General features: G+C 69.1%; 18 protein-coding genes. 10 read left to right on the top strand and 8 right to left on the bottom strand.

Going from position 1 to position 19,627, the window contains the following annotated elements:
• Positions 1 to 9 precede the first annotated feature (9 nt).
• From G6N64_RS12795 to G6N64_RS12760, 8 genes are all read right to left on the bottom strand, one after another.
• Complete coding sequence (locus tag G6N64_RS12795) at positions 10 to 675, bottom strand: YoaK family protein (RefSeq protein ID WP_246231130.1); 666 nt, start codon at positions 673 to 675, stop codon at positions 10 to 12.
• Positions 672 to 2,273: a gamma-glutamyltransferase family protein gene (locus G6N64_RS12790; RefSeq protein ID WP_163797400.1), complete on the bottom strand. Its 1,602-nt coding sequence runs from the start codon at positions 2,271 to 2,273 to the stop codon at positions 672 to 674. The genes G6N64_RS12795 and G6N64_RS12790 overlap by 4 nt, the downstream gene beginning before the upstream one ends.
• A 29-nt stretch (positions 2,274 to 2,302) precedes the next feature.
• A complete protein-coding gene (locus G6N64_RS12785; protein ID WP_163797399.1) occupies positions 2,303 to 3,091 on the bottom strand; it encodes an amino acid ABC transporter ATP-binding protein in 789 nt (262 codons plus the stop codon).
• A 10-nt stretch (positions 3,092 to 3,101) separates the two neighbouring features.
• Entirely contained in the window at positions 3,102 to 3,896 is a 795-nt protein-coding gene (locus G6N64_RS12780; protein ID WP_163797398.1) for an amino acid ABC transporter permease, read from the bottom strand.
• Positions 3,897 to 3,924: 28 nt separating this feature from the next.
• Positions 3,925 to 4,773, bottom strand: coding sequence for an ABC transporter substrate-binding protein (locus G6N64_RS12775; protein ID WP_163797397.1), 849 nt, complete (start codon positions 4,771 to 4,773; stop codon positions 3,925 to 3,927).
• 114 nt (positions 4,774 to 4,887) lie between these two features.
• A complete protein-coding gene (locus tag G6N64_RS12770; RefSeq protein ID WP_163797396.1) occupies positions 4,888 to 5,565 on the bottom strand; it encodes a TetR/AcrR family transcriptional regulator in 678 nt (225 codons plus the stop codon).
• Between the two features lie 22 nt (positions 5,566 to 5,587).
• The gene (locus G6N64_RS12765) at positions 5,588 to 7,234 is read right to left on the bottom strand and encodes a hydantoinase B/oxoprolinase family protein (RefSeq protein WP_163797395.1); all 1,647 of its coding nucleotides are present in this window, start codon (positions 7,232 to 7,234) and stop codon (positions 5,588 to 5,590) included.
• Positions 7,231 to 9,288: a hydantoinase/oxoprolinase family protein gene (locus tag G6N64_RS12760; protein WP_163797394.1), complete on the bottom strand. Its 2,058-nt coding sequence runs from the start codon at positions 9,286 to 9,288 to the stop codon at positions 7,231 to 7,233. Before G6N64_RS12760 ends, G6N64_RS12765 begins: the two co-directional genes overlap by 4 nt.
• Before the next feature lie 138 nt (positions 9,289 to 9,426).
• Between G6N64_RS12760 and G6N64_RS12755 the strand changes: the two genes are divergently transcribed.
• The 10 genes from G6N64_RS12755 (at position 9,427) to G6N64_RS12710 (ending at position 19,516) form a co-directional block, all read left to right on the top strand.
• The gene (locus tag G6N64_RS12755; protein WP_197748349.1) at positions 9,427 to 10,224 is read left to right on the top strand and encodes a polysaccharide deacetylase family protein; all 798 of its coding nucleotides are present in this window, start codon (positions 9,427 to 9,429) and stop codon (positions 10,222 to 10,224) included.
• Positions 10,221 to 11,000: an SDR family NAD(P)-dependent oxidoreductase gene (locus G6N64_RS12750; protein ID WP_163797393.1), complete on the top strand. Its 780-nt coding sequence runs from the start codon at positions 10,221 to 10,223 to the stop codon at positions 10,998 to 11,000. Before G6N64_RS12755 ends, G6N64_RS12750 begins: the two co-directional genes overlap by 4 nt.
• Positions 10,997 to 11,716, top strand: coding sequence for an SDR family NAD(P)-dependent oxidoreductase (locus tag G6N64_RS12745; protein ID WP_163797392.1), 720 nt, complete (start codon positions 10,997 to 10,999; stop codon positions 11,714 to 11,716). Before G6N64_RS12750 ends, G6N64_RS12745 begins: the two co-directional genes overlap by 4 nt.
• Positions 11,713 to 12,831 (top strand): C45 family autoproteolytic acyltransferase/hydrolase, encoded by a 1,119-nt coding sequence (locus G6N64_RS12740; RefSeq protein WP_163797391.1) that lies wholly within the window; start codon positions 11,713 to 11,715, stop codon positions 12,829 to 12,831. Before G6N64_RS12745 ends, G6N64_RS12740 begins: the two co-directional genes overlap by 4 nt.
• A gap of 46 nt (positions 12,832 to 12,877) precedes the next feature.
• On the top strand, positions 12,878 to 14,626 hold the full coding sequence (locus tag G6N64_RS12735; protein ID WP_163797390.1) for an ABC transporter substrate-binding protein: 1,749 nt from the start codon (positions 12,878 to 12,880) through the stop codon (positions 14,624 to 14,626).
• A 116-nt stretch (positions 14,627 to 14,742) separates the two neighbouring features.
• Positions 14,743 to 16,074, top strand: a complete 1,332-nt coding sequence (locus G6N64_RS12730) for an ABC transporter substrate-binding protein (RefSeq protein WP_163797389.1) — start codon at positions 14,743 to 14,745, stop codon at positions 16,072 to 16,074.
• 56 nt (positions 16,075 to 16,130) lie between these two features.
• The gene (locus G6N64_RS12725) at positions 16,131 to 16,841 is read left to right on the top strand and encodes an ABC transporter ATP-binding protein (protein WP_163797388.1); all 711 of its coding nucleotides are present in this window, start codon (positions 16,131 to 16,133) and stop codon (positions 16,839 to 16,841) included.
• Complete coding sequence (locus G6N64_RS12720; protein WP_163797387.1) at positions 16,834 to 17,559, top strand: ABC transporter ATP-binding protein; 726 nt, start codon at positions 16,834 to 16,836, stop codon at positions 17,557 to 17,559. Before G6N64_RS12725 ends, G6N64_RS12720 begins: the two co-directional genes overlap by 8 nt.
• A complete protein-coding gene (locus G6N64_RS12715; RefSeq protein WP_163797386.1) occupies positions 17,556 to 18,443 on the top strand; it encodes a branched-chain amino acid ABC transporter permease in 888 nt (295 codons plus the stop codon). Before G6N64_RS12720 ends, G6N64_RS12715 begins: the two co-directional genes overlap by 4 nt.
• Positions 18,440 to 19,516, top strand: a complete 1,077-nt coding sequence (locus tag G6N64_RS12710; RefSeq protein WP_163797385.1) for a branched-chain amino acid ABC transporter permease — start codon at positions 18,440 to 18,442, stop codon at positions 19,514 to 19,516. Before G6N64_RS12715 ends, G6N64_RS12710 begins: the two co-directional genes overlap by 4 nt.
• Positions 19,517 to 19,627: the final 111 nt, after the last annotated feature.

Here is a 19,627-nt window from a genome sequence, read left to right as displayed (position 1 = left end):
TACGGCGGATCAATCGCGTGCGCGCTCCCACAGGACGTGCCCCAGCACTCCGCAGGCGAGCGTCACCGCGGCCGCCACGTACACCGGAACACAGATGTGCAGCTTCATCATCAGCCCGCCCGCCAGCGCGCCGCCGAAGATGGCGACGACGGCCCACAGCCGGCGGTGGGTAAACCAGACCAGTCCGCCCTTGAAGAGTGTCTCGCTGGCGTAGGACGTGATCGTCGAAGTGACCACCACGGTCGTCATGTCGGTCACCGCGAGGAACCGGGCGATCGACGCCTGCGAGCCCATCACGAGCGCGATGGTCGCGGCCGCAGCGATGCCGCCCAGCGACTGACCCGGCACGGGGACGAGCAGCAGCGCCGTCGCGACGGCGGCGAGCACCACCGAGTTCACGCAGACGGTCACCGTCACCACCGGCGTCCACGCCCGAGTGCGGCCCCGGATCACCCCACCGACGATCGCGGCTCCCAGCACGTAGCCGATCAGCGCGATCAGCGGACCGGCGACGGGGAGGCCCTCCTCGGCGGCGATGCCCATGCCGAGGATCACGACGTTGCCGGTCATGTTGCCGGTGAACACCCGGTCCAGGCCGAGGTAGCCGACGGCGTCGAGCGCACCGGTGACCGCGGTGAGCGCCATCATCAGCAACACGTGCAGATGGCGGATCACCCAGCCGCCGTCCCTCTTTCGGGCCGCGCGTACTGCACGACGGTGCCCGAGCCATCGGCGCGGGGATCGGCTGCGGCGGTGAACGCGCCGCTCGCGTCGACGGCCACCACGTTCGCCTGACCGAGGCCCTCGGTGTGTCGCGGAACCTCCCGGACCGAGAGGCCGGAGTCGTGCAGCGCGTCGAGCGCCACCCGGTCCGCGTCCGCCTCGACGACGACGGAGTCCCCCGTCGCACCGACCACCTGCCGGCCCACGACCGCGCGGGGAGCGGCGACCGCATCGGCGGCGGAGGCGCCGGCCACCATGCGCAGGAACACCTGGGTCAGGATCTGCGGCTGCCCCTGCCCGCCCATCGTCGCCAGCACGTAGCGGAGGTCGCCGTCGTCGGTGACGAGCATCGGCATGAGCGTGTGCAATGGGCGCTTCCGCGGCGCCAACAGGTTCGGCGACTCGGACTGCAGCGAGAAGCTCGTCCCCCGGTCGTGGAACAGGATGCCGGTCGCCGGGTCGATCAGTCCCGAACCGAAGGCGTGGTAGACGCTCTGGATCAGCGAGACCGCCGTGCCGTCGCCGTCGGCGGCGGCGACGCCCACGGTGTCACCGCCCGGCACCGATCCCACGGATGCCGTCACGTCCATCAGTGACGTGGCGGCGCGCAGGTCGCCGTAGATCAGGGCGTCGACGTCGACCGGACTCACGCGCGGATCGGCGACGAAGTCGGTCCGAAGTCGGTTGGCGTGGTGGAACACTCGCATCAGCGTGCCGATCCCGGCGCCCAGCGGGGACTCGGTGCCGAGTTCGTCGAGCGCTCTCAGCGCACGCAGCATCGCGAAGCCGTGCGTGTTCGGCGGGCTGGTGTGCACGGTCAGTCCGCCGAAGTCGATCGAGATGGGGTCGGTCACCTCCGGCGCGAAGTCGGCGAAGTCGGCGGCGTCCAGGACCGAACCGCGGGACCGCAGGAACTCCACGGTGCGGTCGGCGAGGGCACCGGCGTAGAACTCGTCCGGACCACCGCGGGCCAGGGCGGCGAAGGTCGCCGCCAGCTCGGGCTGCCGGAACGTCTCGCCTCGTTGCAGCAGCCGTCCGCCGGGACGGAACACGCGGTCGAAGTCCTCGAGGCCGTGCAGGTCGGCGTTCTCCGGGTCGGCGAGGTGCGCGTGGAGCGACGCGGCCACGGGCGCCCCGTCGCGGGCCACCCGCTCGGCCGGTGCGAGCAGCCGCGCCCAGGGCAGTCGACTCCCGAACTCGCGCAACGCCTCCCACCCGCGGATGCCACCGGGGACGGTGACGGTGTCGGCACCGCGGTCGGGCAGGGCCGCACCGTGCCGGTCCTGCATTGCGGCCACGTCGGTGGCGGCACCCGACCAGCCCGAGGCGTTGATGCAGCGCACCTCGCCGTCGGGGGTACGGACGAGGGCGATCAGGTCGCCGCCGAGCGCCACGTTGTGCGGGTACACCACCGTGAGGACGGCGGCCGCGGCGATCGCGGCGTCGACGGCACTGCCCCCGTCGCGCAGGATTGCGACGGCGGCATCGGTGGCGGCGACGTGCGGTGTGGCTATCGCGCCGGTGAAGGCACCGGGGCGTGACGTGGGCACGGGTTATCTGCTCCCCTCAGGAGGTGGTGTCAGTGGATCGTCGACAGGAATGCCCGGGTGCGTTCGTTCTTCGGGCTGGCGAAGAGTTCGCTGGGCGGTGAGTCCTCGATGATGCGGCCACCGTCCATGACGACGATGCGGTCGGCGACCTCGCGGGCGAAGCGCATCTCGTGGGTCACGGCCACCATCGTCATCTGCTCTCGCGCCAACTCGCGCATGACCTCGAGGACCTCGCCCACCATCTCGACGTCGAGCGCACTGGTGGGTTCGTCGAAGAGCATCACCTTCGGACGCATGGCCAGCGCGCGGGCGATGGCCACGCGCTGTTGCTGGCCACCGGACAGTTGACTGGGCCGGGATTCGCCCTTGTCCCCCAGGCCCACTCGGTCCAGCAGTGCCCTGGCGTCCTCGCGCGCCTTCGCCTTCGGCTGGCCGAGGACCCGGACCGGGCCGTTCCACACGTTCTCCAGGGCCGTCATGTGGGGGAAGAGGTTGAAGTGCTGGAAGACGAAGCCGATCTCCCGTCGGCGCCGGGCCAGCTCGGCGACGCCCACCTTCCGGTCCGACCCGATCTCGCGGTGCGCGATCGACACGCCGCCGATCAGGACCTCGCCGGAGTCCAGTGACTCGAGGTGGTTCAGCGATCGCAGCAGCGTGGTCTTGCCCGCGCCCGACGGGCCGATGAGCACGACGACCTGGCCGCGTGCGACGTCGAGGTTGACGTCGTTGAGCACGCGCCGACCGCCGAGCGTGCAGCACGCATTGCGGACCGACACGACGGGCGGGTCGTCGGACGTACGTACGTCGTTGACGCTCATGGCTTCTCCTCTACCCGTGCGGCTGCAGGGTCGCGGTGACGGGGCCGGTGGCGCGGCGCGCGCCCAGCAGCCGCTGGGTGATCGTGACCCGCTGCTCGATGCCGAGCTGACGGGTCAGCCGATTCTCGATCGCGGCCTGGATGAACGTCCACACCGTGGTCAGCGCGAGATAGTAGATGGCTGCGACGATGAAGATTTCGAAGGTGTGGAAGGTGGCCGAGCTGATCTGCTGCGTGACGAGGAACATCTCGCTCACGCCGATCACCGACAGCACCGACGTGGTCTTCATCATGCCGTTGAACGAGTTGCCCATCGGAGGCACCATCACGCGCAGGGACTGCGGGACGATGATGAACCGCATCAGCCGTGTCGGCGTCATGCCCAGCGACGCCGCCGCCTCGAACTGTCCCTTCGGCACGGAATCCAGCCCAGCGCGGATGATCTCGGCGATGAAGGCGCTCTCGTTGATCGTCAGGCCGATGATCGCGGCCTGCACGGCGGCCTTGACCGAGAGCCCGAGCACCGACGCGTCGTGGAACTGGTAGAGCCCGATGGCCGCGAGCCCGGTGTAGATGATGACCAGCTGCACCAGCAGCGGCGTCCCCCTGATCACCCAGATGTAGAAACCGGCGCACCAGCGGACGACGGCGAACCGCGACCGCCGCATGAGCGCGATGGCCAGGCCGACGAGCGTGGCCAGGACCATCGCGATCACCGAGATGGCGATCGTGAGGACGAGGCCGTCGAGGAACGTGTCACTCGGGGTGAAGAGCGACTTCCAGAAGAATGCCCAGTCGAATTGCACGGTACGTCCTTTCGATGGGCTCAGGCGGTCACTTGGCGATGGAGAGGTCGCCCATGCCCCACTCGTCGAGGATCTTGGCGTAGGTGCCGTTGGACTCCAGCTCGCCGAGCGCCTGCCCGATCGCGTCGTGCAGCGCCGTGTCGTTCTTCAGCGTGGCCGCACCGATCTGAATGGTGCCGAACGGTTGGCCGACCGGCGTGATCTTCGCGCCGGTCTTGGTGGCGTAGTAACCGAGTGTCTCCGCCGTGTCCATGTAGGCGTCGACCTGGCCGTTCTGCACCTGCTGGATCGACACGTCGGCCTGGTTGCTGCGGGTGATGTCGACCGGGGGCTTGCCCGCGGCCGTGCACTTCTCCGACTGCTCCTGGGCCAGCGACTCCGCGGTGGTGGCGACCGCGAGCACGACCTTCTTGCCGCACAGGGTGTCGTCGAGGCCGGTGATGTCGGCGGGCTTGTCCTCCGAGACGGCGATGCCGGTGCCGGAGAGGACGTAGGGCACGAAGTCGACGACCGCCTCGCGTTCGGGCTTGATGTACAGCTGCGCCATGATCACGTCGCACTGCTTGGCCTGCAGCGTGGGAATCACGGTGGCAAAGGAAGATTCGTGGAACTTCGCCGTCAGGCCCATCTGGGCGGCGAGCGCCTCGCCCAGATCCACCTCGCTGCCGACCAGCTTGCCCGACTCGTCGTGGTAGACGTTCGGGGGCGTGCCGTCATTGGGTGCGCAGATGGTCAGCGTGTTGGCCTCGAGGATCGCCGGTGGCGACACCTTCGCCGGACCCGTGGGACTCGGTGCGGCCTCCTCCGACGACGACGAACAACCCACCAGGCCGAAGAGTGCAACGCCGGCCAGGCCGGCGATCAACGTCGTCTTCATCGTTCCTCCAGAGATCAGCGGTACTTCCCTATCGGACGATAGGGCACCGTCGGGCGCAGGGGAACCGATTGACGGAACTCGTAACACGTTTTACCCAGTCGTCACGAACGACCGTCAGGCGAGGGTGCTCGATTCGAGATCGCCGAGGCGCCCCCGGGTCGCCTCGCGGACGTCGGCCAGCCGGACCTGGTCCACGAGGAGGGACCGCACGACGAAGTCCGCCGCCTGCAGCGGACGCTCGCGCCGGACCCGCCCGGACGGGCCACCCTGCTCCCGGAGCGTCTCGAACAGCACGCCGTTGATCGCCCGTTGCACGAAACTCGGCTCGAAGGACACGAATTCACCTGCGCGATGGCCGCCGTCGACGACGCTCTCGACCTGTCGGTGGAACAGCGCGATGGCCTCGCGCTCGGCCTCGAACTCGGCGAGACCGAGCACCGCATCCTGGTACAGGCCGCGCGCGTCGAACGGCTGGACCAGGAACTCGTGAACGTCCCAGGCGATTGCCAGGTGCAGCTTCTCGGCCCAGTTCGACTCTTCGGCGAGGCGCTGGTTCATCCGGTCGATCGATGGGCCGAGGTCGAGTTCGACCAGCGCACGGAAGATCTCGTGCTTCGCCTGGAAGTGGTGGAACAGCGAGGGCTGACGGATCGCGACCGCCTCGGCGATGTCACGCGTCGACGTACCGAAGTATCCCCGCTGGGCGAACAGCACCGACGCCGACAGCAGGATCCGGCCGCGCGTCGACGACCAGTCGACGGCCCGCGGTTCCCAGCCCGGCCCGTACTTCACCCGACCACTGTGACATACGCGGTCAGAGTCGTTCGTTTCGAACATCGTGGTCGCGAGCGAATTCCTCGCGATCGTCCGGGTTCCCGTACCCGCCACCACCGGCCGTCTCGACCCTGAGCACGGTGCCTGGCTGCAGGGTCAGTGACGCCTTGCTGCCCAGCCCCTCGACCTTGGTGCCATCCGGACCCACGACGGTCACCCTGGTGGACCGGGCGTCACCCCCACCACGCGCTCCCTTGGGCGCGAAATCCGGATGGGTCTGCTCGGAGTAGAAGGTGACGCGCTGCGGCACGTCGATGATCTGGTACTCGCGCCGCAGACCGAGTCCGCCGTTGAACTCTCCCAAACCCTGTGATCCCGGGATGAACTCGGACTTCAGGACCCGAACGCTGTAGTTCGTCTCGACCACCTCGGTCGGCATGACCCCGACGTTCGACATGTAGGTGTCGACTCCGTCGAGGCCGTCGCCGAAGGCCGTCGCCCCGGTCCCCCCGCCCACCACGTCGGCCATCACCGACGGCAGGCCGGTCAGCGGGCTGACCGAGCCGACGTTGCAGCAGAAGAAGCTGACGGTACTGCTCCCCACGGCGGTCTGAGGCCACATCTGGGCCATCGCCCGGATGAGGGTGTCGGCGAATCTCTGACACGTGTTGTGCCGCACCGAGACCGCGGCCGGCGACACGGGGTTGAGGACCGATCCCCGCGGAGCCTCGACGTCGACGGCGCGCAGCAGTCCGTCGTTCGCCCCGAGTTCCGGTGCCACCGCCGCCCGGACGGCATAGACGATCCCGGCGCGGGTGCTGGCCCACGGCACGTTCATCGCGCCCGCGACCTGCTGGTCGCAGCCCGACAGATCGATGGCCAGTCGGTCGCCGACCTTCGCGACCCGGACGTGGATGCGCGTCGGGACGCCGCCACGGCCGTCGTCGTCGAGATGCCCCTCGGCCTCACCCGTCCCGTCGGGCAGGCTCAGGAGAGCCGTCCGAACCCCGAGTTCCACCGAGTCGAGCATCCGTGACATGACCTCGAGAACAGCCGCCATCCCGTACATCTCGGCCAGCTCGGCGATCCGCTCACCGCCCAGCGCGCACGCCGCCCGCTGCGCGCGCAGGTCACTGATCGTGCTACGAGGGTCCCGAATGTTCTCCGTGATGACCGCGATCAAGTCCTCGTTCTCGGCACCGCCGATGGCCAACCGGACCGGCGGCAGCACCAGTCCCTCTCCGAAGATGTCCTCCAGCTCCGGCCCCTCGCTGCCGGGGTTCACCCCACCGACGTCGATGTGGTGGGCCGCGGTACCGGCCCACGCCACCAGCACGCCGGCGACGAAGACCGGGGTGATGACGTTGACGTCGGGAAGGTGCATCGCACCCAGGTACGGATGATTCGAGATGAACGCGTCACCATCGCCGATCCGGGCCCGCCAGCGTTCGATGATCGCCTTGACGACCAGCGACATCGCGCCCAGCTGCGCCGGTATGTAGTCGGCCTGGGCCACCAACTCCCCGTCCGCGGTGAACACGGCGCAGGAGAAGTCGTCCATGTCGCGGATGATCGGGCTGTAACTGGACCGCTTGAGGACGTTGCCCATCTCTTCGGCGGCCGACTGCAACGCAGCCGCCGCGACCTCGAAGGTGACGGTGTCCACGCGATGGTCGTTGGCGGTCATTCGCCGCTCCCGTCCTCGGTGACGAGCATGTCGCCACCGTCGAGTACCTGCACCCGTTGGCCATCGAGGACGACGGTCGTCGAGTCCATCTGCCGGATGATCACCGGACCGTCGACGACGTCGTCGGCACGCAATCGGGTCCGTTCGTAGATCGGTACGCGCGCCGGTTCGAAGCCCGGGATGCGAACGTCACGGTGCGTGACCAACGCGCGCCCGACGTCGCCGGATCCCGTCTTCGAGTCGACTGCGGATTCGACGCGCGCGTAGGACCCCACCGCCGCGATCCGCACGGTCACCAGATCCACCGGCTCGTCGCGGTTGGCATGCCCGTAGCGCTCCGCGTGAGCGGCGTGGAACGACTCCGGGATGGTCCGGAGTTCGTCGGCACCCCAGCCCGACAGCCCGACGTTCAGTTCGTAACCCTGCCCCAGGTAGCGGCAGTCCACCGACGCCGTCACCGTGATCTCGTCACCGGGCACGCCGTCGCGACGCAGCTGATCGGTGGCGGCGTGGGCCGCCGTCTCGAACCATTCGGCGATCCGGGGCACCGAACCGTCGTCGAACCTCGCCAGCAGGGTCTGGGAGTCGTCGAGCCGCAAGCCGGCCACCAGCAGACCGTCGGCGGAGAACAGACCCGGCCAGCTCGGCACCAGGACGGAACGCAGACCCAGATGACGCAGCAGGAGCCCTGCGTGCAGCGGGCCCGCGCCGCCGAACGGCACCAGCGTGAACTGCCGCGGATCCAGCCCGCGTTCGACGCTGACCTTGCGAACGGCCCGCACCATGTGGGCGAGCCCGATCGCCAGGATCGCCTCTGCCGCCTCCTCCGTCGACAGCCGAAGCTCCCGCGCGATGCGGTCGACGGCCGTGCACGCCGCACCGCGGTCGAGCACCAGGGCGTCCGCCAATTCGTCGGTGCCCAGGGTGCCCAACACGACGTGAGCGTCCGTGATGGTCGGTTCGACGCCGCCGCGCAGGTAGCTCGCCGGCCCTGGCTCGGCCTTCGCCGACTGCGGACCGACACGGAGCCGACCGGTGCGATCCGTCCATGCGACGCTGCCGCCGCCCGCGCCGATCGTGTGGATGTCCACCGTCGGCGCCAGCAGCACGTGATCGCTGACCACCTGCGATGTGGTGAAGGGGATCCGACGGTTGCGAACCAGGCACACGTCGGTCGACGTACCGCCCATGTCCAGGCTGATGACGTCGTCGAGGCCGTGCCGCTCGGCTGTCGCCACCAGACCGGCGACCCCGCCCGCCGGCCCGGACAGCACCAGACGGTGTGCCGCGTCGTCCGCGCGGGCGGCGGGCACGCTGCCGCCGTTCGACTGCATCACCAGGAACGAGGCTTCGACCCCGACTCCCTCGAGGGCGTCGGCGGCGCGCAGCATGTACCCGCCGATCACCGGTCGCAGCGCCGCGTTGAGCACGGTGGTCGCCGTACGCGGATACTCCCGGAACTCCCGCGCCACCTCGCTGGACAGCGTCACCGGCACGCCCGGCAGCGCGCTGCGCAGCGCGTCGCCGAGCCGACGCTCGTGGGTGTCGTCCAGGTAGCTGAACAGCAGGCTGACCGCGACGGCCTGGACGTCGAGGCCCCGGACCTCGGCGACCACGCGCGCGATCTCGCAGTCGGTGAGTGGCGTCAGCACCTGCCCCGTGCTGGTGAGACGTTCGTCGACCTCGAGGCGCGCTCGTCGCTCGACGAGTTCGACGGGCCTGTCCGGCACGAGGCTGTAGACGCTCGGACGACTGGACTGCCGGTACCCCATGACGTCCCGGAAACCGCGAGTGGTCACCAGCGCCACCGACGCCAGATTCCCGGTCAGGACGGCGTTGGTCGCCACGGTGGTGCCGTGGCACAGAAGGGCGACGTCGGCGACGGGCATGCCGCGCATCACGAGGCTCGAGACCGCGTTCGCCAGACCCCGGGACGGGTCGTCGGGGGTCGAGGCCACCTTCGCGACGAGCACGCGCCCGTCGGCGGACCGGGCGACGGCGTCGGTGAACGTGCCCCCGGCGTCGATGCTCACCGTCCAGCTGGATGGCTCCACGGTCTCCCCCTCGTTCCGGTGCAGGTGTCGGGTGCCAGTACAGCCACCGACGCGTGCGGCGTCATGCGTCAATCGACGGACGACCACTACGTCAGATTGCGGATGCCGACCCACCGGAGGCCGACCACAATCACGAGGGTGGCAGGCACACTCCAGGGCGACTGGCCCGGCGGCGCACGGTACGCGGCGAGTCTCACGTTCGACTTCGACGCCGAAGAGGTGTGGATCGGCGAGGATCCCGCGAACGCCGAACGTCCCGGCGTGCTGTCCCAGGGCACGTACGCGGCGAAGGTCGCGGTCCCGCTGATCCTCGAGTTGCTCGCGCGCCACGAGGTCCGGGCGACCTTCTTCGTCTGCGGAGGCGACGCCGACCGGCACCCCGACCGGATCCGGGAGATCCTGGCCGCCGGGCACGAGGTCGGCCACCACGGGTACACCCATCGTTCGCCGACGAACCTGACGGCCGACGAGGAGGAGCGCGAACTCGTGCGGGGACTCGACACGTTGCGCGGGCTCGGCGCCGAGGTGGTCGGATATCGTTCGCCCTCCTGGGATTTCAGTCCCCACACGCTGAGACTGCTCGGTGAGCACGGTTTCGAGTACTCGTCCAACCTCATGGACGACATCCACCCCTACCGACATCCCGGCGGCGTCGTCGAGGTCCCGGTGTCGTGGCTGCTCGACGATGCGCCGCACTTCTGGTTCTCGGGCACGGACTGGGCGAAGACCATCCGCACCGTCGACGAGGTCTACACCCTCTGGCACGACGAGATGACCGGCATCGCCGACCTGGGCGCGCACTTCATGGTCACGATGCACCCGCAGTTCATCGGCCGCCCATCCCGGCTGGCACTCCTCGACCGGCTCCTCGGCGAGCTGCGCGCGACGGGCGCCTGGATCGCGCCGGCCCGCGACGTCGCCAGGCGGGTCACGTGACCGACATCGCGCCACCGAAGTGCGCCATCGTCACCGGCGCGGCCACCGGTCTGGGCAACGGCATCGCGCTGCGGCTGCTGTCCGACGGGTGGTGCGTGCTCGCCACCGACCTGAACGCCGACGTCGACGACCGTTTCGGACCGGGCACCTTCGACGGTCGCGTGCGCACCGCGGTGGCCGACGTCTCGGATCCCCGGACCGCGGAGGCGTTGGTGCGCTCGGCGATGGCGTCGTTCGGGCGCATCGACGCCCTGATCAACAACGCGGGCATCGGGGGCCCGGGCGGCAACCTCGACGAGATCGCGATCGACGACGTCCAGCACACCCTCGACGTCAACCTGCTCGGCGTGGTGCGGCTGTGCCAGGCCGTCATCCCGCACTTCACGGCGCAGGGCTCGGGCCGCATCGTCAACATCGGCTCGGTCTACGCCCAGCGTCCCGTCGTCGGGGGTAGCGCCTACATCATGTCCAAGGCCGCCGTACACGCGCTGTCTCATTGCCTGGCAATGGAATTGGGCCCCCGGGGCATCACCGTGAACACCGTCGCCCCGGGGTACATGCTGACCCGCATGCACCGGGAGGAGATCGCATTGCAGGCCCGCGCGGCGGGGATCGACGACCACGAGATGCAGGACCGGCTGCGAGCCGAGGTGCCGGTCGGCCGGCACGGCACCGGTGCCGACGTCGCGGGTGCCGTGGTGTGGTTGCTCGCCGATGACGCCTCCTACGTCACCGGTCAGACCATCGGCGTCAACGGTGGGATCGTGGTGAGTTGACCGGTCACATCGTCGTGACGGGCGCCGCGTCGGGCATCGGTGCCGCGGTCGCCGATCGCGCCGAGGCCGACGGCTGGACGGTGGCCAGGCTAGACCGCGAGTACGACGGACTCGACGTCGCCGGTGGGCGGTACCACGTAGACGTCGCTGAGTTCGATTCGGCGGCAACGACCGTGGACGTCATCACCTCGCATTGGGGACGGGCTCCGGACGCCGTCGTGCACGCCGCCGGGATCTACCGGGTCCGCCCAGCGACGTCCGTCGCCGAGCGCGACTGGGACGAGTCGTTGACCGTCAACGCCCGCGGGAGCTTCGTCGTGGCCCGGGCGATCGCGGACAGCATGATCCAGGCGGGCACCGGCGGCTCGGTGGTGCTGCTCGGGTCGGTGGCAGCGCTGCGCGGTGACGCGGTCGAGCCCAGTGCCGCGTACTCCGCCAGCAAGGGCGCGGTCAGTGCCCTGATCCGCCAACTGGCCGTCGAGTGGGGACGTTCGGGGATCCGTGTCAACGGCGTCATGCCGGGCGTCATCGACACCGCGATGACGACTCTTCTCCAGAACGCCGAGGCGACCGCGGACTTCCTCGCCGCGCTGCCGATGGGCAGACTGGGCCGTGCGGACGAGGTCGCGGCCGCGTGCATGTTCCTGGCCGGGTCGCAGTCCTCATACGTCACCGGCATCGAAATGGCAGTCGACGGAGGGTATCTCGTCTCATGAGCGCTCGCGAACTTCCGATCATCACGGTCTCGGGCACCGCCCGCGAACGGGGACGCCAGTACGGCGAGCAGGCCGCCTCGCGCGTGCGGCAGACCCGTGATGCCTACGCTGGGGTCTACGCCCACTTCGCGACCTGGGACTGGGATCGGGTCGGCGAGGAAGCGACCCCCTTCGTCGCTCCGATCGAGCGGTTCCACCCCGATTCCCTCGAGGAGATGAGGGGCATCGCCGAGGGCGCCGGTCTCGAGTTCACCGACGTGCTTGCCATGAACCTGCGCACCGAGATCCTCTTCGCCGCCAAGGTGCGCGCGGCGGGAGCGGCGCTGCCGCCGATGCTGGAGTGCACCTCGTTCGCGGCACGCACCGCCGACGGCGAACAGCTGATCGGTCAGACGTGGGACTGGCTGGTGTTCTCCGCCGACACCGTGGTGCTCGTCGAGTCGAGTCGCGACGACGGTCCATCTTTCATGACGGTCGTCGAGGCAGGGCTGCTGGCCAAGCTCGGCATGAACTCCTGCGGCCTCGCGCTGGCCACCAACGCACTCGTCACGGCGGCCGACACGGGCTCTCCCGGCGTGCCTTACCACGTCATGCTCCGGGCCCTGCTGGACTGCCGCACGCCCACCGAGGCGGCCACCCTGTTGCAGTCCGTGCACCGCTCGTCCTCGGCGAACTACCTCCTCGGCACCGGCGAGGGGCTGGTGGTCGACGCCGAGACCCGGCCCGGCGGCTACGCCGACATGGCCTGGGCGGTGCCCGACGACGACGGACTGCTGTTGCACGCCAACCACTTCTCGGTCGCACCGGCGGGCACGGTCGACGACGTGGGGACGATGCTCATGGCCGACTCACTGTTCCGGCTGCAGCGGGTACGCCGGCTGGCCCGCGAATGCGCCGGCGGCGGGGTCGAGGACTGGAAGCGCGTGCTGGCCGACCACGCGGGCAGTCCGGCGGGCATCTGCTGCCATCCGGACCCCGGTGTACACCCGCTCGATCAGTGGACCACCGCGACCGGGGCGATCTTCGAACCGGCGGCGCGGCGTGCCCACGTCTCAATTGGAAACCCCTGCGAGGGGCAATGGTTGTGCAGGGAGTACGCCCAGGCCTGGGCGTAGCATCGTCGCCTATCGCGTGTCGTCGCATCCGCGCCGAGGGAGTCCGATGTCCAGGGTCGTAGCCGAGCTGACCATCGAGCCGGGCGCGCGAACGCACCCCACCCACCCCGCGGTGCCTCCCCGGGTCGTCGAGTACGCCGAGGCCTTCTTCGCCACGGCCCGCGACTCCCTGCGGTTCCTGTGGCGCAGTGACGACAGGTGGTTGGCCGTACACCTAATCCGTCAGCAGTCCAGGCCCGACGGAACCAGCCTGCGCACGGGCGAACGCGTCGCCGTGCGGGTCGCCGAGGTCGAGATGCCCCGGGGCATCACGCTGCGCGAGGTCGACGTCCTCACCCTGCTCGCCCTCGGGCTGACGAACGTCGGCATCGCGGCGCGGTTGGGCACCAGCGCCCGCACCGTGTCGACGCAGATCGAACGTCTCCTGACCAAGCTGGATCAGGGCACCCGCGGCGGCCTCGCAGCCCTGGCCGTCGACTCCGGCCTGCTTCGCCTGCCGATCCCGGGCGGCGTCGACGGCACCCATGGCATCGGCGTGGTGGAACTCGAGTCGATCGTGACCGCGGTACCCCGCTCGCCGGCTCCCCCGTTGCGGCCGGCCTACCCGCGCAAGCGGCCCCTGGTGGTGGGATCGCTGATCCCCACCGGTGCGGCTGCGGCGGACGGCGTCGAGGTGCGCCACGGCGCCACCCTCGCCGTCGAGGAGATCAACGCGACCGGCGGCATCGCCGGACGGCGCGTCGAACTCGTCACCGCCGAGGTCGACCTGTTCGACTGGGCCAGCGTCGAGCGGGGTGCCCAACGGCTGTTCGCACTGGAGGCCGATGCGATCACCACGAGCTACGCCAGTGCGGAGAACTCCGCGGTGATCGACGTCATCGCCGACTACGGAAAGCCGTTCCTGCACACGGCGACGTTCGCCGCACAGGTCGAACAGGCCGAGGCCGACCCCAGCCGCTACGGCGCCGTGTTCCAGACGTGCGCCTCGGAGACGTTCTACGGGGTGGGGCTGATCCGACTCCTCACCGAGCTGGAGTCGGCCGAGGTCTGGCGGCCGAGGTCGCGACGCATCGTCAGCGTCGAGGCCGCCACCACGAGTACCCGAGTGACCAACGAGCACTTCCTGGCCGTCGCGGGCCAGACCAACTGGTCGCTCGTCGACCTGATCCGCGTCCCGGTGCCCTCGACCGACTGGGTCAAGGTCGCGCGTCGGATCGCCGCGGCCGATCCGGAAGTCGTGATGGTGACGCACTTCCTGGACCAGGAGGTGGCCGCCTTCCAGCAGGCCTTCGTAGCGGAGGGGCTGCAGTCACTCGTCTACTGCATCTACGGTCCGTCGATCCCACGCTTCCAGGACTCGGTCGGCGCTGCCGCCGACGGCGTCATCTGGTCGACCACCACCGGGACCTACGACGACATACTCGGACGACGCTTCCGGAATCAGTACGCGGCGCGTTTCGGCCGGGCACCGGGCTGGTCACAGGCCGGGGCGGCCTACGACCAGGTGAATCTGTTGGCGGCGGCGTGGTGCGCCACCGCGACCCCCGACACCGGCGACGTCGTGCGCTATCTGCGGCGCTGGCCGCATCGCGGTGTCAACGGCGTCTACTACTTCGGGGACACCAGCCAATCGACCCTGTCGTACCCGGACCTGACACCCGACGCCTCCATGGGTCAGGCGCACATGGTCTACCAGATCCAAGGCGGCACCCATCACGCGCTGGCACCGGAGCCGTTCGGGTCGTCCTCGCGGTTCCGGATGCCCGCCTGGTGTTCGACCGGCGCCAACCCCTGACGAGCCCGACGCGGTGTGCCGCCGGGCGTCCGTCAGATGACGGATGTGTCAACGGCGGACGGTGGCTGTACTGCTAGTCACGCTCGACCAGCGCGCCGTGACCGAGGAGCGGATACATGCCGGACACCCCATCTCCACCGCGGCCACGCGGGGTCCCCCGACGCAGGTTCGTCAACGGTCTCGGGATTGCGGGGCTCGGCGGCGTCGTCATCGGTGGCGGAACCGCCTGGGCCGCCAAGCCGTCCGGGCCCGCAAACGGCGCGGGCAGCGCGGACGGCACTCCCATCAAGATTGGAAGTGTCGCGCCGATCACCGGACCCTATTCCGGCGACGGGCAGGAGATGGTGCGCGGTGCGGAGATGGCGCTGGACGACGTGAACGGCGCTGGTGGTGTCGCGGGACGGCCCGTCGAGCTGGTGGTCGCAGACATCTCGGATCAGGCACCGGAGAACTTCATCCAGGCCGCCCAGCGGCTCGTCTCCCAGGAGAGGGTCTCGGCGGTGTTCAGCGGGTACACCACGACGACCTCCGCCGAGTACCAGATCTACGGTGACGCCGGCGTACCGATGTTGCACGCGAACACGTTGCAGGACAACACCGACTTCGTCGTCGAGAACGGGATCACCAACATCTACCAGGTGTGCCCCACCGAGGTCTGGTACGCCAACGGGTTCATCCAGTTGATGCAGGAGTGGATCGGCAATGGGTCCTGGACGCCGACGTCGAACACCGCGGCAGTCATCGCCAGCAACGACTCCTACAGCGTGTCGATCGCGAGGGTATTTCAGGAGGGGCTGCGAAAACTCGGCTGGGACATCACCTTCTACGACGAGGTCACCGCACCCAATGCCGACTGGGGACCGCAGTTGGCGCGGATCCGCGCCAACCCGCCGGGCCTCATCTTCATCACCGACTACCTCGCCGGTGACCTCGCCAGCTTCGCGACGCAGTTCGCCGGTGCACCGACGCCCTCATTGCTCTACCAGCAGTACGGCCCCAGCGTCCCGGAGTACCTCGACCTGGCCAAGAGCGCCGCGAACGGCGTGCTGTGGTCGACGACGATCGGGACGTTGCCCGACCCGATCGGCTCCGACTTCCGCGACAGGTACCAGAAGAAGTACGGCGCCCCAGCGGGATTGAGTCAGTCGGGCGCCCAGTACGACGCGGTACGGCTGTGGGCCCGCGCCGCGGCCCAGGGCGGCAACCCGGACGACTTCGCGAGGGTCAACCAGTTCCTCAAGGCGACGGTCTTCCGTGGGGTCGTGGGCACCTACGCCTTCGACCCGACCGAACTGACCGCGGTGCCGTACCCGGACAAGGTCAAGGACCCCAGCCTGGCGATGCCTCACCTCACCTACCAGATCCAGGAAGGGAAGCAGGTGCTGCTGTCCCCGGATCCGTATACCGAGGGCCGATTCGCCCTCCCGCCCTGGATGGCACGGCGATGACCGCCGCGCTCTTCGAAACCGATTCCGTCACCAAATGATTCGGGGGCCTGGTCGCCGTGGACCAGGTGTCCATCACCGTTCGACCGGGGCAGATCTTCGGCATCGCCGGGCCCAACGGGGCAGGCAAGACGACGTTCTTCGACCTCGTGACGGGGCTGGTCCGCTCCGATGGAGGCGAGATACGGTTCCGTGGGGAGGCCATCACCCACGCCAGCGTCAAGCAGATCTGCCACCTCGGCATCGCCAGGACGTTCCAGCACCCCGCGGTGTTCGACACCCAGACCGTTCTGTCCAACGCCGTGGTGGGTGCGCAGTTCGGCGCGGGCGGGAATTGGGTGAGCGCCCTGCGGAAGGATCGCAAGACCCTCGCCACCGCGTGGGCGGAATTGGACTTCGTGGGCCTGTCGGCGCAGGCGAGGTTAGAGGCCGGTCCACTGCCGGCGTTCGACAAGAAGCGTCTGATGATTGCGTCGGCGCTCGCGACCGACCCCGCCATGTTGTTCCTCGACGAGCCCTTCGGCGGACTCACGCCGAACGAGATCGACGAACTGATCGACCTGCTCGGCCGGATCAGGGACCGAGGCGTGACGATCGTGCTGATCGAACACGTCATGCGGGCGCTCATGACGCTGTCGGACCGCGTCCTGATCCTCAATCAGGGCACCGTGCTGTTCGAGGGCACACCGCAGGAGGTGGTCGCTCACGAGGACGTCGTGCGCGTGTACCTCGGCGAGTCCATGACGACCACCGGGGCGGACGATGACTGACGCGCTCCTCGAGGTCGCGGGCCTCTGCGCCGGCTACGACGCGACCACGGTGCTGTACGACGTCGACCTCAGTGTTCGGCCCGGCGAGTTCTCCGTCGTCATCGGGCCCAACGGCCACGGCAAGACCACCCTGCTGCGGTCGGTCAGCGGACTGGTGCCCGCGCGGGCCGGCACCGTTTCCCTTGCGGGCGAGTCCATCACCCGAATGACACCCGAACGCATCACCGGCCGGGGTCTGGTGCACATCCCGCAGGGCGACCTGCTGTTCCCGGACATGACCGTGCTGGAGAACCTGATGCTCGGCGCGTTCCTCTGCCGGGAGGGCCGGGCGGCGCGCAACCGCCGCCTCGACGGCGTCTACGACGTCTTTCCTCGGCTCGCCGAACGTTCCGCCCAACGGGCCCGCACGTTGTCCGGCGGGGAGCGTCGCATGCTCGCGCTGGGCCGGGGACTGATGGCCGACGCAAAGGTGCTGATGATCGACGAACCCAGCCTCGGCCTCGCACCCGTGCTCGTCGACGAGGTGTACGCGCAGATCTCCCGCATCCACGCCACCGGGCTCACCATCCTGCTGGTCGAGGAGAACTTCTCCCGCGTCCGCGACATCGCCGACCGGCTGACACTGATCGAAAACGGCTCGGTACGCGCCGCGGGCACCGTCGACGAGGTCTTGCGCGATCCCGCCGTCGCTGCCACGTATCTGGGGCTGGAGTCGTGAACCTCGCACTGCAGACCTTGGTCAGCACCATCGTCCAGGGATCGATTCTCGCGCTGATCACGATCGGGATGAGCCTCGTCTACGGCACGCTGCGCGTACTGAACATGGCGCAGGGGGTGATGGTGATGGTGGGCGGCATGGCCGCCTACGTCGTCGTGGCCGACTGGGGCCTCCCGGTGTGGTCTTCGCTGCTGTTCGCAGCCGGCGCCGCGTTCGTCCTCGGCGTAGTCACCTACTACGCCGGCGTGCGACCACTGGTGGGACGGCTCGGCGTCGACTTCGAGATGACGGCGTTCATCTCGACCTTCGCGATCGCCACCATCGTCCAGAGCGTGGTGCTCGCCGTGTTCGGCCCGCGGCAGAAGCCGTTCCCCGAACTGGTGTCTGGCCGTCTCGATCTGCTTGCAGGAGTGTCCATCACGTACCACTCCATCCTGATGGCCGGCGTCGCCGTCGTGGCCCTCGTCGGGTTGGGTGCGTTCCTCGCGCGCTCGCGGTACGGGCTGGCGATCACGGCGGTCGCGCAGAACCTCGACGCGGCCCGGTTGATGGGCATCCCGGCTGCGCGCGTCTACGTCATCACGATCGGCCTCGCGGCGGCGCTGGCGGGTATCGCCGGCGTCCTGCTGGCGCCCGTGTACTTCGTGTATCCGAACGCCGGCGACCTGCCCCTGCTGCAGGCGATGATCGTGGCGATCTTCGCCGGCCTCGGCAGCATCCGCGGCACGATCATCGCGGCGTACATCACCGGTTTCGTCCAGGCCGCCGTGTCGATCTACTGGAGTTCGACCTTCGCGTTGCCCGTCCTGTACGCGTTCATCCTCGTCGTTCTCCTGGTGCGCCCCTGGGGGATCGACGGCAAGCCGCAGGAGGCACGGCTGTGACCACGGAGACGTCGAGCCGACCGGCGGCCGACCGGGACCGCCGGTGGTCGGCGCGCGACATGGGGTGGCCACGGCCACGCTGGATCGCCCTGAGCGCCGCGCTCCTCCTGGCCATCGTCCTGCCCTTCGTGGTTCCCGACCGGAGTTGGCTGTCGGTGGCGATCCTCGGCGCCGTGTGGTTGACGCTGAACCAGAGCTGGAACCTCGTGCTCGGTTTCTCGGGCGTCTGGCACTTCGGCCAACTCGCCATCTACGCGATCGGCGCCTACGTCGCCGCGCTGCTCAGCCTGCACACCGGTCTTCCCGCGGTCCTGTCGATCATGCTCGGCGGGATCGTCTCGATGGCGGTGTCGGTGGTGCTGTCGCTGCCCGCCCTCCGGTTGCGCGGGATCTACGTGGCGCTCATGACCTTTGGCTTCGGCGAGGTGGTACGCCTGCTGATCGTCGCGGACGGGAGCGGTCTCACCGGCGGGACGTACGGACTGTCCGGCTTCGAGGGGTTCGGCTCTGACTCACTGGACGCGCTGACCCGGGACCGCGTGTACTACTGGATCGCGATCGGCGTGGCGATCGCCACGGGGCTCGTCGTCTTCGCCATCATGCGTTCGCCGCTGGGGAGTGGACTGATCGCCCTGCGCGACAACCCGACCCTCGCGGCCGCACGGGGAATCAGCCCGCGGGTCCTGCAGATGGTGGCGTTCGGCGTGTCCGGATTCTTCGCCGGTGTCGCGGGAGCGCTGTACGCCTTCGCGTTCAGCGTCGTCTCACCGACGCTCATGGGACTAGCACCGATGACGCTGCTGGTGACCATGCTGGTCGTCGGTGGTCTGGGCACCGTCATGGGCCCGATCGTCGGCACCGTGATCATGGCCTTCGTGCAGGCGCGCCTGCAGACCTGGCCGGATGCGCGCCTCATCGTGCTCGGGTTGATCCTCCTCGTGATGATCGTCGCGGTACCCCGCGGCATCGTCCCGTTCGTCACCAGATACCGGCGTCGACTCGATGATTGGATCGAGGCCGACGATTATTACGACGACGACGAGGCCGCGAGTGGCGAGGTCGGCGCTCGTTAGGAACGCCGATCCCGTCGACCCCCTCGGGCAGTCAGAACCGGAGGTCGCGTCGGATTGGCGGAAGTACGCCCTCATCATCAGCTATACCCTCGACTTCGCAGACCTGGATCA

Origin of the sequence: Mycolicibacterium sediminis, assembly GCF_010731735.1 — a bacterium.
GTDB lineage: Bacteria > Actinomycetota > Actinomycetes > Mycobacteriales > Mycobacteriaceae > Mycobacterium > Mycobacterium sediminis.
The sequence above is the reverse complement of the archived record's forward strand: the minus strand, read 5'-3'. Positions and strand labels throughout refer to the sequence as shown.

Coding starts and splice junctions, on each gene's coding strand:
- G6N64_RS12765 (WP_163797395.1), bottom strand. CDS start 7,234: ATGACCGCCAACGACCATCGCGTGGACACCGTCACCTTCGAGGTCGCG.
- G6N64_RS12720 (WP_163797387.1), top strand. CDS start 16,834: ATGACTGACGCGCTCCTCGAGGTCGCGGGCCTCTGCGCCGGCTACGAC.
- G6N64_RS12785 (WP_163797399.1), bottom strand. CDS start 3,091: ATGAGCGTCAACGACGTACGTACGTCCGACGACCCGCCCGTCGTGTCG.
- G6N64_RS12735 (WP_163797390.1), top strand. CDS start 12,878: ATGTCCAGGGTCGTAGCCGAGCTGACCATCGAGCCGGGCGCGCGAACG.
- G6N64_RS12775 (WP_163797397.1), bottom strand. CDS start 4,773: ATGAAGACGACGTTGATCGCCGGCCTGGCCGGCGTTGCACTCTTCGGC.
- G6N64_RS12730 (WP_163797389.1), top strand. CDS start 14,743: ATGCCGGACACCCCATCTCCACCGCGGCCACGCGGGGTCCCCCGACGC.
- G6N64_RS12740 (WP_163797391.1), top strand. CDS start 11,713: ATGAGCGCTCGCGAACTTCCGATCATCACGGTCTCGGGCACCGCCCGC.